Origin of the sequence: Mycolicibacterium vinylchloridicum (assembly GCF_013404075.1) — a bacterium.
GTDB lineage: Bacteria > Actinomycetota > Actinomycetes > Mycobacteriales > Mycobacteriaceae > Mycobacterium > Mycobacterium vinylchloridicum.
The window spans coordinates 20,512-35,624 of record NZ_JACBJQ010000009.1 but is presented as its reverse complement, the minus strand read 5'-3'; the positions used below and the strand labels follow the sequence as shown (position 1 = coordinate 35,624).

General features: G+C 67.3%; 13 protein-coding genes. 6 read left to right on the top strand and 7 right to left on the bottom strand.

Annotated features, from left to right (window positions below; genetic code table 11):
* Positions 1–13 precede the first annotated feature (13 nt).
* Both HPC46_RS09945 and HPC46_RS09940 read right to left on the bottom strand, forming a co-directional pair.
* On the bottom strand, positions 14–670 hold the full coding sequence (locus HPC46_RS09945) for a DUF998 domain-containing protein (protein WP_179469279.1): 657 nt from the start codon (positions 668–670) through the stop codon (positions 14–16).
* A gap of 9 nt (positions 671–679) precedes the next feature.
* Entirely contained in the window at positions 680–1,711 is a 1,032-nt protein-coding gene (locus HPC46_RS09940) for an epoxyqueuosine reductase (protein WP_179469277.1), read from the bottom strand.
* 177 nt (positions 1,712–1,888) lie between these two features.
* On the opposite strand from HPC46_RS09940, the gene HPC46_RS09935 reads away from it, so the two are divergent.
* Together HPC46_RS09935 and HPC46_RS09930 are read left to right on the top strand one after the other, a co-directional pair.
* Positions 1,889–3,904: an MFS transporter gene (locus HPC46_RS09935; RefSeq protein WP_179469275.1), complete on the top strand. Its 2,016-nt coding sequence runs from the start codon at positions 1,889–1,891 to the stop codon at positions 3,902–3,904.
* Positions 3,901–4,551 carry an O-methyltransferase gene (locus tag HPC46_RS09930; RefSeq protein ID WP_233716339.1) on the top strand — a complete coding sequence of 217 codons (651 nt, stop codon included), beginning with the start codon at positions 3,901–3,903 and terminating at the stop codon, positions 4,549–4,551. The genes HPC46_RS09935 and HPC46_RS09930 overlap by 4 nt, the downstream gene beginning before the upstream one ends.
* A gap of 48 nt (positions 4,552–4,599) precedes the next feature.
* Here HPC46_RS09930 and HPC46_RS09925 read toward each other — a convergent pair whose 3' ends face one another.
* Both HPC46_RS09925 and HPC46_RS09920 read right to left on the bottom strand, forming a co-directional pair.
* Complete coding sequence (locus HPC46_RS09925; protein ID WP_179469273.1) at positions 4,600–6,234, bottom strand: fatty acyl-AMP ligase; 1,635 nt, start codon at positions 6,232–6,234, stop codon at positions 4,600–4,602.
* A 305-nt stretch (positions 6,235–6,539) separates the two neighbouring features.
* A complete protein-coding gene (locus tag HPC46_RS09920; protein WP_179469271.1) occupies positions 6,540–7,484 on the bottom strand; it encodes a 4-(cytidine 5'-diphospho)-2-C-methyl-D-erythritol kinase in 945 nt (314 codons plus the stop codon).
* A 68-nt stretch (positions 7,485–7,552) separates the two neighbouring features.
* On the opposite strand from HPC46_RS09920, the gene HPC46_RS09915 reads away from it, so the two are divergent.
* Complete coding sequence (locus tag HPC46_RS09915; protein ID WP_179469269.1) at positions 7,553–8,368, top strand: serine/threonine-protein kinase; 816 nt, start codon at positions 7,553–7,555, stop codon at positions 8,366–8,368.
* Here HPC46_RS09915 and rsmA read toward each other — a convergent pair.
* From rsmA to HPC46_RS09900, 3 genes are all read right to left on the bottom strand, one after another.
* A complete protein-coding gene (gene rsmA, locus HPC46_RS09910; RefSeq protein ID WP_179469267.1) occupies positions 8,356–9,270 on the bottom strand; it encodes a 16S rRNA (adenine(1518)-N(6)/adenine(1519)-N(6))-dimethyltransferase RsmA in 915 nt (304 codons plus the stop codon). The two genes, HPC46_RS09915 and rsmA, sit on opposite strands and share 13 nt — an antisense overlap.
* On the bottom strand, positions 9,267–10,388 hold the full coding sequence (locus tag HPC46_RS09905; protein ID WP_218893967.1) for a resuscitation-promoting factor: 1,122 nt from the start codon (positions 10,386–10,388) through the stop codon (positions 9,267–9,269). Before HPC46_RS09905 ends, rsmA begins: the two co-directional genes overlap by 4 nt.
* A gap of 122 nt (positions 10,389–10,510) precedes the next feature.
* Positions 10,511–11,347 (bottom strand): TatD family hydrolase, encoded by an 837-nt coding sequence (locus HPC46_RS09900; protein WP_179469265.1) that lies wholly within the window; start codon positions 11,345–11,347, stop codon positions 10,511–10,513.
* Positions 11,348–11,373: 26 nt separating this feature from the next.
* On the opposite strand from HPC46_RS09900, the gene metG reads away from it, so the two are divergent.
* The 3 genes from metG (at position 11,374) to HPC46_RS09885 (ending at position 15,080) form a co-directional block, all read left to right on the top strand.
* Positions 11,374–12,927, top strand: coding sequence for a methionine--tRNA ligase (metG, locus tag HPC46_RS09895; RefSeq protein ID WP_179469263.1), 1,554 nt, complete (start codon positions 11,374–11,376; stop codon positions 12,925–12,927).
* Positions 12,928–13,017: 90 nt separating this feature from the next.
* Positions 13,018–14,190, top strand: a complete 1,173-nt coding sequence (locus tag HPC46_RS09890) for an NAD(P)/FAD-dependent oxidoreductase (RefSeq protein ID WP_179469261.1) — start codon at positions 13,018–13,020, stop codon at positions 14,188–14,190.
* A complete protein-coding gene (locus tag HPC46_RS09885) occupies positions 14,187–15,080 on the top strand; it encodes an RNA polymerase sigma-70 factor (protein ID WP_179469259.1) in 894 nt (297 codons plus the stop codon). The genes HPC46_RS09890 and HPC46_RS09885 overlap by 4 nt, the downstream gene beginning before the upstream one ends.
* The last annotated feature ends 33 nt before the right edge of the window (positions 15,081–15,113 follow it).

The window sequence follows — 15,113 nt, the reverse complement described above, 5'->3', positions numbered from 1 at the left end:
GGTGGTGGCAGGTCTACGACGCTCTCGACGGGATGGCGAGCACAGCACCTTCGCTGCGTGCCAGCCACACCCCCAGCGCGATCAGGGCGGCCACCTCGAAACCCGCGATCCCCCGTTCCACCAATCCGAGCGGAATCAACATCCACCATCGTTGACCGGTCACGATGCCGACCGCAATGGCCCCGAACAACACTGTCAGCCAACCGATTCCAATGAGGGCAAGCCATCGTGCCGCCCGCGCGGCGGCGTCGCGGCCATTGGCGATCAGCAACACCGCGATCGGTAGCGCAACGAAAGCGACCAGAGTGGCGTACCGGTGCACGGTGCCGGAAAGACTCGGCCCGGTGACCCAGTTGTGCTTGGGAAACGCCACGACGGCGACGAGGCCCACGATCCACAATGTCATCAACACCGAACCGGCCGACAGCGAGCGCACTCGTCCGGCCCGGATCAGGCCGTACAACAGGGCTGCCGACGTACCGGCCAGCATCAGCACCGCGACGACGAAAGCCCAACTGCCCGGGGTGTAAACATATTCGGAGATCGTGGCCCCGCGGAGCTCACCGCCTCGACGGTGCGCCCGGCCGCCGAGCGTGACATCGAGGCCGAGCACCAGGACCATCGCCAGTGCAGCACCGAACACACCGACCCAGCCGAGCGCGCGTGCCATCGGCCCAGCCTACGCGCGCCCCCGGACCCCGCTATCGACGACTTTGACCGGCTTGTGCGGGAAGCGCTTCTCGGCGTGCGACTTGGCCGCCGAATTCGGCAGCACGTAAAGGGTTTCGGACTTCTCCTGCAACGGCCGCAGGACGAGGTCCATGAATCCCTTGCGATCTTCGAGGTAGGGCTCGATGACATCCTCGCCCGCCGGACAGACCGCCAGGCAGTACGCGGCCTTGTAGTTCGCCTTGAACGACAGGCTCTGCCACATCGATGCGTTCTCCGAATCGGTCACCCGCGACCGAAAGTCGGCGGCGTCCTCACTGTCGGCGATCGTCTGCGCCCAGTCGGTGAACCCGCCCATGAACTCGCGATAGTTGTGCACCGAGCAGGCGAGGAAGTCGAATTCGCCGTCCTTCTTGATCGCGCCCACCGGGCAGGCCGCAACACAGAGCTTGCATTCCAGACATGGTGAATAGTCCAGCGGCACACCGTAACTGCTCACCGGCGCGTCGACGAGAATGGTGGCAAGCAGGATGAAGTTGCCGAACTTGGGATGAATGACATTGCGGTGGATACCCATCACGCCAAGCCCGGACGCCACCGCGACGGGCTTGTGCGCGACCACCCAGATCCGGCCCGGGTAGCGATCCATCTCCATCGGAAACGTGGCCGACGGGTTGAGTACGCGGTGGCCGGCGTCCTGCAACGCACGGGTGATCCGGTGGGCGGCCTCGTTGATCAGCTCACCGGTGCGATGGAATTCCTGGTTGGCCACGCTGCGCGCGACCGAGCGCACGTTGTCGCGGTTCATCCGGACCACCAGGCTGATGTAGCTCCGCGTGCCGGGCAGTGCGGCCTCGACGTGCTCGCGCTCACCGGCCAGGTCGGGGTTGTCGACGCTGGCGAAGGCCACGTCATCGGCACCCGCGGCCAGGCACAGCTCGCGCAGCCAGTCGGCATCGATCACGCCGGCCGGTTCGGGACGCCGGCGGCCACGCACAGCCCGCACGGTGGGATGTTCGGCCAGACGGGGCGGCAGGTTCATATCTGAGTACAGTACACCATACTCAGCTGGCTGCGCACTCGACGGCGTGACCAGCACCACGCCGGTCAGCGGAATATTGGTTACCTATGTAAAGTTGTTTGAATCCATGTTCTGTCTCGCCGCGCCCGTGCCATTGCCCCCGACAGCACACCCCGCGCAGACCGGGGGACGACGCTGATGCGCCAGGGCCCGCTGGCGGGGCGGTATCCGGCGGTGGCTGCGATGGTCACCCTCGCACTGATCCCCTACCTCGCCCTTTCGGCCGCCCTGGACCCGCTCGTCCCCATCATCTCCGAACAACTGCACATGACGACCCAGACGATGGCGCTGAGCTCGGGGCTGGGCAACGCCGCCTACGCGGTGGGCACGGTGCTGGCCGTGCAATTCGCACAGCATCTTCCGCAGCGGCGCATGCTGCTCGTCTATGCGGTCGTGCTCGTCGTCGGCTCGGTCGTTGCGGCGGCCGCGCCGAATGCAACGGCATTCATCACCGGCCACGTCCTGCAGGGCCTGGCCACGAGCATGCTTCTGATCGCCGCCGCGCCGCCACTCACGATCGGGTTTCCCCGCGACAAGCTGCGCACTACCGCGGTGATCATGAACATGTGCGTCTTCGGGGCTGTCGCCCTCGGACCGTTCGTCGGCGGCGTGCAGGCCGAGGCACACGCCTGGCGGCCCTTGTTCTGGATCGTCGCGGTGATCGCGCTATCGGCTCTTGTGCTGGCGGCCTTGACATTCGACGATGCACCGCCCGCCGATCCGAGCGCGCCGCTCGACCTCACGGCGATTGCCCTGGCCACCGTGGGATGTACGGCCGCGTTCGTGGGCGCCGCGCTGCTGACCACTCACGAGTTCTCCGACCTCGCGGTGACGGGGCCGATGTTCGGCGGGCTGGCCCTGATCGTGGTGCTGATCGTGTACCAATTCCGCGCACGCCGGCCGCTGCTGACGATCCGCACGATGATGACGAGCGCGATCCCGGTCGCGGGTGTCGGTGTGGCCCTGTTCGCCGCAGCCGCTTCGGTGGCGGCCACCGCACTGACCGCGTCGGTCTTCATGCAGCATTTCAGCCCCGTCCAGGTCGGCCTTCTGTACCTGCCCGAACTGGGTGGCGCCCTGGTGATGGCGGTGGTGTTCGGCATCGTCATCTCCCGGCGCGCGATGCACTTCCTGCCCCTCGTCGGGATGTTTCTACTGGCGGCCGGGATCGCCGTCTTCCGGGCGTCGCTTCCCGCGAATGTTCCACTGGCACTTCTTGGTTCGGCGTTGACGGGTTTGGCGCTCGGCGCGACGGTCGCGCCGGCTTTGTTTGTCGCCGGATTCTCCCTGCAGTCCAACAGCCTGCAGCGGGTGTTCGCGATCATCGAGCTGCTGCGTGCGGTCGCCGCCTTCATGGTGGCGCCGATCTTCGCCCACCTGGCCACCCGATACTCCGGCGATCTGCTGGAAGGCACCGGTGTCGCGCTGTGGATCGGGTTCGCGCTGGCGATCGGTGGTGCGGTGTTCGGGGTCGCGGTCTACGCACTCAGCGGTGCACGTCCGCAGAAGCCGGACCTCGACGAGTTCCTCGACGGCGACTCCCCCGCGTGGTATTCACCACCACTGCTGGCGCGGCTGCGCTCAGCCGTGCCGTCGCCGACCCCAGTGCGGATAGCGAGCCGGACGGCGCCGGCGCCGCATCACCACCCGGCTGCGCCGACCGGTCCCGTGCTGTTCGCCTACGACGGTTCGGAGCTGGCCGACCATGCGATAGCCCAAGCCGCTGAACAACTTTCGCCGCGTGACGCCGTCGTGGTCTGTGTCTGGCAGCCCGTCGACGTCGGCTTCACACCACATGACGGCGAGCCGTTCGACGCCGACCGGGCCAGCCAGGTGCGGCTGGCCGCCGAGCGGACGGCTGCCCACGGCGCGGCGCTTGCCGACGCGGCGGGATTCCGATCGTGCAGTCTGGCGATCGAGGCATCACCGACCTGGCAGGGAATCGTCGAAGCCGCATCCGAACACCGGGCCGGCATCATCGTCCTCGGACCGCATCGTCGCAACGGCTTGCTCGGTCACCTTCACGGCAGCGTCGCTGCGGCGGTCGTGGCGCACACCGACATTCCGGTCCTGCTCGTCCCCCAGTCGCTGGACGCCTCCTCGACGGCGACACCAGCTTCTCGCCAGCTTGCGCGGGTACCCTCGGCGCCATGAACACGCTGCGCGACCCGAAAGTCGCCGCGGTCATCGACCGCATGTACGCCGAGGCAACCGAGCAGATGGCCCGGCTTCACGAACGCGGCGACCAGATTCGGGCGGCGAAGACCGCACAGGAACGGGCTGACGCCTTCAGCGACTTCTATCTGCCGGTGACCCCGGAGTCCGGGCTACTGCTCTACACGCTGGTGCGCGCGACCCGGCCCGCCCTGGTTGTGGAATTCGGAATGTCGTTGGGGCTCTCGGCAATTCATCTGGCCAGTGCGGTACGCGACAACGGCGTCGGGCGTGTTGTCACGACCGAGCTCAGTGCAGCCAAGGTCGTCTCCGCCAAAGCCAGCTTCGCCGAGGTCGGCCTCGACGATCTGATCACCGTCCTGGAGGGCGACGCCACCGAGACGCTGGCCGGCATCGAGGAGCCGGTGAACTTTGTGCTGCTCGACGGCTGGAAGGATCTGTACGTCCCGGTGCTCGAGCTGCTGGGGCCGAAACTGAGCCCGGGAGCGCTCGTCATCGCCGACAACACCGGCCTGGCCGACGCGCAGCCGTACGTGGAGTACATCCGCGATCCGGCGAACGGCTATGTGGGCGTGAGCTTCCCAGTCCGAAACTCCGATGCCATGGAGATCAGCTGCCGGGCCTGAGACTCGGCTAGCTCGATTCCCCGAGTCGCTTCGCTCCAGCCCGCCGGACTAGGTGACCAGCGCCACCGAGTTCGCGCGGCGCAGCTTGCCCGACGGGGTCTTCGGAATCGTGCCGGGCCCGAGGACCACGACATTGCGCGGGCGCACATCGACCTCGGCGACCACCTCGTGGGCGACCTCGTGCTCGATGCGACGTACTGCGGCCGGGTCCTGCCAGGCGTTGGATTCGACAGCCACCGCGAAGGTCTCGCGGGAGTGGCCGGCGTCGAGCCGTACCGCAACCGCGCATCCGGGGCGAACCCCTTCGACACGGCTGGCCGCCCGCTCGATGTCGGTCGGGTAGATGTTGCGCCCGGCCATGATGATGACGTCCTTCACGCGACCACACACCACGACGTGGCCGTTCTCCAGCAGGTAGCCGAGATCACCGGTGTCGTACCAACCGTTTTCGTCCTGGGCGGGCACGAAGCCACCCATGGTGATGTAGCCCGGGGTCAGCGACTCACCGCGCAGCTCGATGATGCCCACCCCGCGAGCCGGCAGCACGTTGCCGTCCTCGTCGACGATGCGCGCCTGAAGGTCGGTCAGCAGCGGTCCCAGCGTGGCCAGGCGACGGGTGTTGCCCTTGGATGCGGGCACCGCGCGGCGCAGCGCGGCCAGCAGGTCGGCGTCGACCTCGTCGACCACCAGGCCGGCGTCGCATTCGGAGAAGGACACCGCCAGCGTCGTCTCGGCCATGCCGTAGGCGGGCAGGATCGCCGATTCCCGCAACCCGAACGGCTTACCGGCGTCCAGCAGGTCTTCGACGTCGGCGGGCTCCACCGGCTCGGCCCCGGAGAGGGCGAACCGCAGGGTGGACAGGTCGAACTCGCCGGGCTTGGCCTGGCGGCGCAGGCGCTTGGCGAACAGCGCGTAGGCGAAGTTCGGCGCCGCGGTCATGGTGCCCTTGTACTTGTCGATGAGCTTGGCCCACAGCAGCGTGTCGCGCAGGAAGTCCATCGGGGTGACCTTGACCAGCTCGGCCCCGAAGTACATCGGGATCGTCAGGAAGCCGACCATGCCCATGTCATGGAAACAGGGCAGCCAGCTGACCATGACGTCGTTCTCGATGTCGTACTTGGCGCCGATGAACATCGCCTCGGCGTTGGAGTGGATGTTGCGGTGGGTGATGACCACGGCCTTGGGAGACCCGGTCGACCCGGACGTCAGCTGCATCAGCGCGACATCGTCCTCGGAGGTCTCGACCGGGTCGATCGGGTCTGCCGCCAGCAGCGCTTCGACGGTCAGTACCTTGACGCCGCGCTCCTCGAGCACCGGCACGGCGACCAGGAACGGGTCGGAGACGACGACGGCCTTGGCCTCGATCATGTCGATGACGGTGGCGGTGTCCTTGGCCCACTGCTCCAGGTCGGTGCGGGGCGTGGGCTGGTGCAGCATCGTCAGGCTGGCACCGCGCATCCACAGTCCCTGCGCGGTCGGCGCGATCTCCACCGGCGCACCGGCCAGGACGCCGACGGCGTCGCCGAGGCCGATCCCCGCGGCCTCCAGGCCACCCGCGATACGACGTGCACGTTCGTGCACCTCCCACCACGTGTGCCGGACCGGCTCAGTCGGCTCCCCAGTGACCATGCCCTTACTGCTGGTCAAGGCACTGTGGAACATCTTGTCGGTGAAGCGGCTCACGACGACCTCCTCGGCAACGGGAGCTGGGTGATCAGCGACGTTGAATTCATGCTCCACCTGCCGCAACGCGGTGCATAGAAGGCACGCTGGTACGACTGGGGAGCGGTTCGGTCTCGAAATGGTGATGGTGCGGAACAAACCCCGGTTCCACCGGACTGCCGCCCGCCCCTTATCAGGGTGGGCGACTCGCACATATGCAGTGCCAGGCCGCTAGTCATCACCGCGGATCATCTTAAACTTCCCTTAAGTTACTGCCAAGTTTTCGAGGGTAATGAGAAGCGCGTCACACATGAAGACCTGATGACTCAGCTGGAAACAATGCGCGCGCCGTGCACGGGTCCGCTGGCCACTCGTACCGTGCGGCACACGTCCGCCCCGGCCAATTCGGTGCCGACATCCACCGCCGCGGCCGCCGATTCGCACAGAAACGCGCAGGTCGGACCCGATCCGGACACAATGCCTGCCAGCGCGCCCGCCTCGGCTCCGGCCCGCAGAGTGCGACGGAGCCCGGGGTTGAGACTCAACGCGGCCGCCTGAAGATCGTTGCCGAGCAACGCCGCCAGCTCGCGGGGGTTACCGCTTGCTAGAGCACCCAGAAGCGGCTCGGGATCGCTGAGCCGAGGCGGATCCCCGCTCTCGCGCAGCCGGTCGATCTCGCCGTAGACGGCGGCCGTCGACAAGCCGCCCTGCCCGAAGGCCAGCACCCAGTGAAACGTGCTGCGGGCCAAGACCGTCGCCAGCTCCTCGCCCCGGCCGGTACCCAGCGCGGTACCGCCATGCAACGCAAAGGGGACGTCGCTGCCCAGCTGCGCGGCCAGCGCGTGCAGATCGCGGCGCGGCACGCCCAGTTCCCAGAGGTTGTTCATGGCGACGAGGACCGCCGCAGCGTTGGCGCTGCCACCGGCCATGCCACCGGCCACCGGGATGGACTTCTCGATCGTGATCTCCACATCGGGCGCCCGCCCGACGTGCTCGGCCATCAGCTCGGCCGCCTGCCAGGCGATATTGCGCTCGTCGACGGGCAGATCGTCGGCGCCCTCGCCCACGACCCGCAGGGACAGGACGTCGGCGTTGCGCACCGTCACCTCGTCCACCAGTGACACGGCGTGGAAGACGGTGACGAGTTCGTGGTAGCCGTCGTCGCGGCGGTCGCCGACCTCCAGATAGAGGTTCACCTTTCCCGGCACGCGTACGGTCACCGACCCGGTCGGCACCCATTCGGACGCGATGGAGCCGTTGGACGGGGGCACCGGACGAGACTATCGCGCCTCGCGCGATTCCCCGCTCGGTCGCGGGTCAGCGAATCTAGGGTCAAAGCGTGGTTCATCCCGGGCAGACGTTCGCGGGCTATGCGGTCGACAGCGTGCTGGGCCGTGGCGGCCAGGCGGTGGTCTACCTCGCCCGCGGTGCGGGTCAGCGACATCCGGTCGTCGCGCTGAAGGTGCTCGACGAGCAGCACCGCGATCACGCGGGCACCGCCCGCCTGGCCCGGGAGTACCGCATCGCAGATCGGCTGCGGCACCGCCACATCGTGACCGTCTACGACCACGGCGAGCACTGGATGACGATGCAATACGTCGACGGCGGCAATGCGACCCGGCTTGCGTCTCTGGACGACAAGCTCGATGCGCTCGGTCAGATCGCCGCCGCACTCGATCACGCCCATCACGACGGCGTCGTACACAGCGACGTCAAGCCCGCGAACATTCTTGTCCATCAAGACTTTTCGAAGCACGGGGCGGTGCTGATCGACTTCGGTGTCGCGCACGTACTCGCCGAGGACGTCTGGCATCGCCCCGCCCAGGTGATGGCGTCGCTGCCCTATGCGGCTCCCGAACTCCTGCAGGGACGCCTGCCGCAGGCCGCGACCGACGAATACGCCCTCGCCTGCACCGCACTGGAATTACTCACTGGTGCACCGCCGTTCAGCGCCGACGATCCGGTGACGCTGATCGATGCACACCTGCATTTACCGCCACCGGAGATGTCACGGCACATCTCTTGGCTGACAAGGTCATTCGACACGATCCTGGCACGGGCCATCGCAAAAGACCCGGACCGGAGATACCCGTCATGCACCGAGATGGTGCACCAGCTCCGCGAAACCGTGCGCCGAAGCGCTCAGAACACCTGAGCGGGCCGCGACGGACCTTCCGCGTTGTCGGTCGCGCTGGGGAAGTCGGCGGAGCGCTGCAGCAGCCGGACGAAATCGGCCACCGTCAGCGTCTCCCCGCGACGGGCGGGATCGATGCTGGCGGCCAGCAGGCGCTCGGCGGACTCGTTGCCCGTGCCGGCCCATTCCAGGAACGCGTTGCGGGCGGTCTTGCGGCGCTGCGCGAAGGCGATGTCGATCAGGTCGAACACCTTCTGGCGGAAGCCGTCGTCCTCCGGCCACGGTGACGTCTCGTACCGGTCGATGCGGACCAGACCCGAGTACACCCGCGGGATGGGCCAGAACACCGTCGGCGACACCATGCCGTAACGGCGGACCTTGCCGAAGAAGCGCACCTTCACACTCGGCACGCCATAGTCCTTGCCGCCGGGCTCAGCCGCGAGCCGCTCGGCCACCTCGGCCTGGACCATCACCATGACGGTCCGGATCGACGGGAACTCGGCGAGCAGATGCAACAGCGCGGGAACCGCGATGTTGTACGGCAGGTTGGCGACCACGGCGGTGGGCTGCTCGGGAAGGTCTGACCGCTCGATACCGAGGATGTCCCGGTTGAGCACGGTCAGCCGATGAATTTCGCTGTGCGAGTGCTCAGCAACCGTCTTCGGCAGGCGCTGGGCCAGAACCGGATCGATTTCGATGGCACTCACGGTCGCACCACGATCCAGCAACGCCAGCGTCAGCGAGCCCAGGCCGGGCCCGACCTCGAGGACGTGGTCATGCTTGTTAATGCCGGACGCCGAGACAATGCGACGCACAGTATTTGCGTCGTGTACAAAATTCTGACCCAAAGATTTACGCGGCTTGAAGTCGAGTTCTTTGGCCAGATTTCTTATCTCAGTGCGCCCGAGAAGACGAATTGTCACGATGCACCCCTACCACACACGGGCCACGCTCCCCAGCCTTGTCGCGAACGCGTTACTTCAGCAATTGCGATTTGTTCTTCTCTTGTTGCCAGATCGGCACGGCTAGCATAGCGCAGTCCGCCGTTTCTTTCCCAGGTGTTTTGATCAAATTGCACACCGCCGTAGTAACCGTTGCCGGTATTGATCGCCCAGTTTCCCCCGGCTTCGCACCTGGAAATGGCATCCCAGATCGGCCCGTTCTCCACCGGAGGCACCTCGGTTCCCGGCTTGGTACCGACCCGAAGTACCGAATCACGCGCCGGGACAAGCACAGTATTGGCAATGGGTAGCCGTCCCGTTTCCACACCGTTGACTGTCGCGACAGCAAAAGTCACGTCTTGCAGTCCGGGCGTTCCGGGATCTTGAACCACCTGCCGGCTCATGTTCATGGTCGGGTCCTCGATCCGCTGGGCGACCGGGGCCAGCGGCATCTGCTGGGTGATCTTCTGGACCCGGGTCCGGGTCACCTGGATCTGCATCCCGGCGATCACCGGGGAGGACGCCGCGGGCACGACCGAGTCGGCCTGCTCCAGCGGCGCGCCGGCGGCGGCGAGCAGACCGGCAACGTTCGGAGCGGCCAGGTGCACCGTGCTCACCACGCCGCCGTCGTTGATCTGCACCGTCTTGGCGCTGACCACCGGAAGGGCCATGCCCTCCAGGGGCAGGCGGCTGCCGCGCGAGGCCGCGGCCGGGGCGGTGTCGGTCATCCGCAGCTGCGCCAGAGCCTCATCCACGGTCGACGCGGTGGTCCACACCTGCTTGGAATCCTGCCCGTCCAGCGAGATCTGCAGCGGCCGGCTGCGGCGCAACACGATCGTCTCGGCATCGTTGACCGACTGATTGGCGCCCGGGAAGAGGTCGTCACGATCGCCGACGGAGTAGCCGTTCTCCTCGACGACGTCGATCACCCGCGACTTCATCGTGCTGACCCTCATCTGGGTGCCGTCGATGTTCAGTGTCACGGTCTTCTCGGAGATCACCGCGAACGCCCCGGCACCGGCCAGCGTCAACAGAACTGCGGCGATGACGAGGCGAAGGATCGGTGACGGCGACTGGTGGAGCTTGGTCAACGCATTCAAGTGTTCGGTCCCGCCTAGGTACTAAATGCAACAAGGGGCCAACGGTGGCCCCCTTTGATCACAAGACGGTAACGAACCAGACCGGACCGGAGCAACCCGGGCTCGCGGCTCTCAACAGACCCTTAGAGACCGTAGACCCGCCGCGCGGTCGCCGATGACTGCTCTGCCAGCAACTCCGCCGGCCGGTCGACGACATCGGCCAGCGCCCGCACGGTGTAGGGCAGGCAATACGGCTCGTTGGGTGCCCCGCGGTAGGGATGCGGGGTCAGAAACGGGGCATCGGTCTCGACCAGGAGCTGCTCCGGCGGGATCAGCGTCGCCGCCTCCCGCAGGTCACGGGCGTTGCGGAAGCTGACCGTGCCGGACAGGCTGAGCACCCAACCGGCCTCGACGCACGTGCGGGCCATCTCGGGACCCGAGGAGAAACAGTGGAAGATGACCGTCTCCGGCGCGCCCTCGGCGCGCAGCACGTCGAGTACCTCGGCGTCGGCGTCGCGGTTGTGGATCATCAGCGGCTTGCCGGTCCGCTTGGCCAGGTCGATATGCCAGGCGAACGCTTCCCGCTGAGCCGAAGGGCCGGCACACCCGTCGAGCCTGCCCGGCCAGTAGAGGTCCATGCCGGTCTCCCCGACGGCGACCACCCGGCCGTGGGAGGCCAGCGCTTCGAGTTCGCCGCGGGCGTCGTCGTCCAGCGCGTCCGCGCGGGTCGGGTGCAATGCGACCGCGGCGTAGACCCGCGGGTCCCAGGTGGCGGCCTGCGCGGCCCAGCGGGCGGCGTCGAGGTCGTCGGCGATCGTCACCGCCGCCACCACGCCCGCGGCCTGCGCGCGGTCCAGGATCGCGCGGACGTCGTCAGCGTCGCGTGCGCCGCACGCGTCCAGGTGGGTGTGCGCATCGATCAACGGCGTCAACGGCTCTGGGAGCGGCGGTGGCTCACGCCTCTTTTCCTGAGAACCCACGCCAACACCTTAGGGTGAACAATCAAATGAGTAAGCCGCCGTACTACATCACCACAGCGATCGCGTATCCCAACGGTGCGCCGCACATCGGCCACGCCTATGAATACATCGCCACCGACGCGATCGCCCGCTTCAAACGGCTCGACGGTTTCGACGTGCGCTATCTGACCGGAACCGATGAACACGGGCTGAAGATGGCGCAGACGGCCGCCGCGGAGGGCATCCCGACCGCCGAGCTGGCCCGGCGAAATTCCGATGCGTTCCAGGCGATGCAGGAAAAGCTCGGCGCGTCCTTCGACCGCTTCATCCGCACCACCGACGCCGACCACGTCGACGCATCGATCGAGATCTGGAAGCGGATGGACGCCGCAGGCGACATCTATCTCGACTCCTACGCCGGTTGGTATTCGGTGCGCGACGAACGCTTCTTCACCTCCGACGAACTCGAGACGCGCCCCGACGGCAACAAGTACTCGCTGGAGACCGGTACGCCGGTGACGTGGACCGAGGAACAGACCTACTTCTTCCGGCTGTCGGCTTACGCCGAGCGGCTGTTGGCCCACTACGAGGCGCACCCGGAGTTCATCGCGCCCGATGTCCGCCGCAACGAGGTCGTCAGCTTCGTCTCGGGCGGCCTTCGCGATCTGTCGATCTCGCGGACCACCTTCGACTGGGGTGTGCCGGTTCCCGACCATCCCGACCACGTCATGTACGTGTGGGTGGACGCGCTGACCAACTACCTGACCGGCGCGGGCTTCCCCGACACCGACTCCGAGTCGTTCCGCAAGTACTGGCCGGCCGATCTGCACATGATCGGCAAGGACATCATCCGGTTCCACACCGTGTACTGGCCGGCGTTCCTGATGTCGGCCGGAATCGAGCTCCCGAGAAGGGTTTTCGTGCACGGCTTCCTGCTCAACAGCGGCGAGAAGATGAGCAAGTCGGTGGGCAACGTCGTGGATCCGTTCGCCCTCGTCGACGCCTTCGGCCTGGACCAGGTGCGCTACTTCCTGCTGCGCGAGGTCCCGTTCGGCCAGGACGGCAGCTACAGCGAGGACGCCATCATCGGCCGGATCAACGCCGATCTCGCCAACGAGTTCGGCAACCTGGCGCAGCGCTCGCTGTCGATGGTCAACAAGAACCTCGACGCGCTGGTGCCCGAGCCCGGTGAGTTCAGCGATGCCGACCGCGAGCTGCTGGCGCTCGCCGACGATCTGCTGCCGCGGGTGCGCGCCCACTTCGACGTACCCGCCATGCATCTGGCGCTGGAGGCGATCTGGGCGATGCTCGGCGCCGCCAACCGCTACTTCTCCGCCCAGGAGCCGTGGGTGCTGCGCAAGTCCGAGTCGGCGGCCGACCAGGAGCGGTTCCGCACGGTTCTGTACGTGACGCTGGAGGTCGTCCGGATCGCGGCGCTGCTGGTGCAGCCGGTGATGCCGACGTCGGCGGCCACGCTGCTCGACCTGTTGGGCCAGCCCGGCTCGGAGCGCGATTTCGGCGCGGTTGCGGTGCGCATCGCGCCCGGCACCGCGCTGCCGGCCCCCGTCGGGGTGTTCCCGAGGTACCAGCCGGCCGAGTGAATCCGTGAGCTGCATCACGTAGCGTCACATTCACAGCACCAACGGTGTCTCGAGGTCGACAGGCTCAAGCGACCTCAAAGGAGAGATGTGATGACCGAGCAACGAGCCCGAGTTGTGGTGATCGGTGGCGGCTACGCCGGCGTGATCGCGGCCAACCACCTGCGGCTGCGTCCCGATGTGGAGATCACCCTGGTCAATCCGCGCCCCGACTTCGTCGAGCGGATCCGGTTGCACCAATTGGTCACCGGCTCCGACGACGCCACGCATCCCTACGCCGACATCCTCGGCGACGGCATCGCGCTGGTGGTCGACGCGGCCACCCGTATCGACACCGAGGCGCGGCAGGTGGAGCTGTTCAGTGGGCAGCCGCTGCCGTATGACTACCTGATCTACGCGGTGGGAAGCGGCTCAGCCCGGTCGGCCGTCCCCGGTGCGGATGAATTCGCTTATCCCATCGCCGATCTCGAAGAGGCCCGGCGCTTGACCGCCGCACTGGGCGACCTGCACTACGGCGCTCCGGTCTGCGTGGTCGGCGCAGGCCCGACCGGGATCGAGACCGCGGCCGAGTTGGCCGAGCAGGGCCGCACGGTCACGCTGGTGTGCGGTGCGGTCCTCGGCCCCTACCTGAGCACGCAGGGCCGCCGGTCGGTTGCCAGGCGGCTGCGCAAGCTCGGGGTCGAGATCGTCGACGGGCCGCAGGCCATGGTGACCGCGGTGGCCGCCGATGCGGTGACGCTGGGCGACGGACGCCGGCTGGCGAGCTACGTGACGATCTGGACCGCCGGATTCGGGGTGCCCGACCTGGCGGCCCGGTCCGGGCTGCGCACCGACACGATCGGCCGGCTTCTCACCGACGAGACGCTGACCAGCGTCGACGACGACCGCATCGTGGCCGCCGGGGATGCCGCGGCACCGTCTGACCAGCCGTTGCGAATGAGTTGCCAGGCCGCGATCCCGCTGGGCGCACAGGCCGCCAACACCGTGCTGGCCCGCATCGCCGGCGACCGGCCCGCAGTGATCAGCCAGGCATTCACCGGGCAGTGCATCAGCCTGGGCCGGGCAGGTGGGACCATCCAGATCGCCCGCACCAACGACGTCCCGCTGCCGCTGTACATCGGCGGGCGCACCGCCGCGATGATCAAGGAGGCGGTCTGCAAGGGCACGATCAGCTTCCTGCGGCGCGAGGCCCGCAGGCCCGGGTCCTATTTCTGGATCAAGGGCGGCGGCAAGCGCCCGGCACCCGAGTCGGTGGTCACCCCGTGACCGCCACCGACGAACACGCCGACCGGTTCACCCTGCTGCGTCCGCTGCTGTTCACGATCGCTTACGAGATCCTCGGTTCGGCAACCGAAGCCGACGATGTCTTACAGGAAAGCTACATACGTTGGGCGACAGTGGATTTGGATGCCGTCCGTGACACGAAGGCGTATCTGGCTCAGCTGGTGACCCGCCAGGCACTGAACACTCTGCGCACGCAGGCCCGCCGCAGGGAGGACTACGTCGGCCCGTGGCTGCCCGAACCGCTGCTGCTCGACGAGCGCGATGCCGCAACCGATGTGGTACTTGCCGAATCGGTGTCGATGGCGATGCTGGTGGTGCTGGAGACGCTGACGCCCGACGAGCGCGCGGTGTTCGTGCTGCGCGAGGTGTTCGGCTTCAGCCACGACGAAATCGCCGACGCGATAGGCAAATCCACGGTCGCGGTGCGCCAGATGGCGCATCGGGCCCGCGAGCACGTGCACTCGCGGCGGCGCCGCTTCGAGCCCCTCGACCCGCAGCGGTCCGAGCAGATCACCGCGCAGTTCCTGATGGCAGCCGCGACCGGCGACCTCGAGGGGCTGATGAGCCTGCTGGCACCCGACGTCGTGTTCACCTCCGACAGCGACGGCAAGGTCAGCGCCGCCCGCCGCCCGGTGCTGGGACCGGCCAAGGTCGCCAGGCTCATCATCGGACTGTTCCGCCAGGCCACGCCCGAATACCGCATCGAAGGCGCGAACTACAACGGCGCCCCCGCGATCGTCGTCTATCGCGGGGATCGGGCCGAGTCCGTGATGCTGGTCGAGATCACCGACGGGACGATCACCAACTTCTACGCGATGCGCAACCCGGAGAAGCTCGCCGCGGTGACCGTCCGCAGGGAGATCAGCCGCTGACGCCTTTGCGTCTGTAGGCCGCAGCCGTCAGGC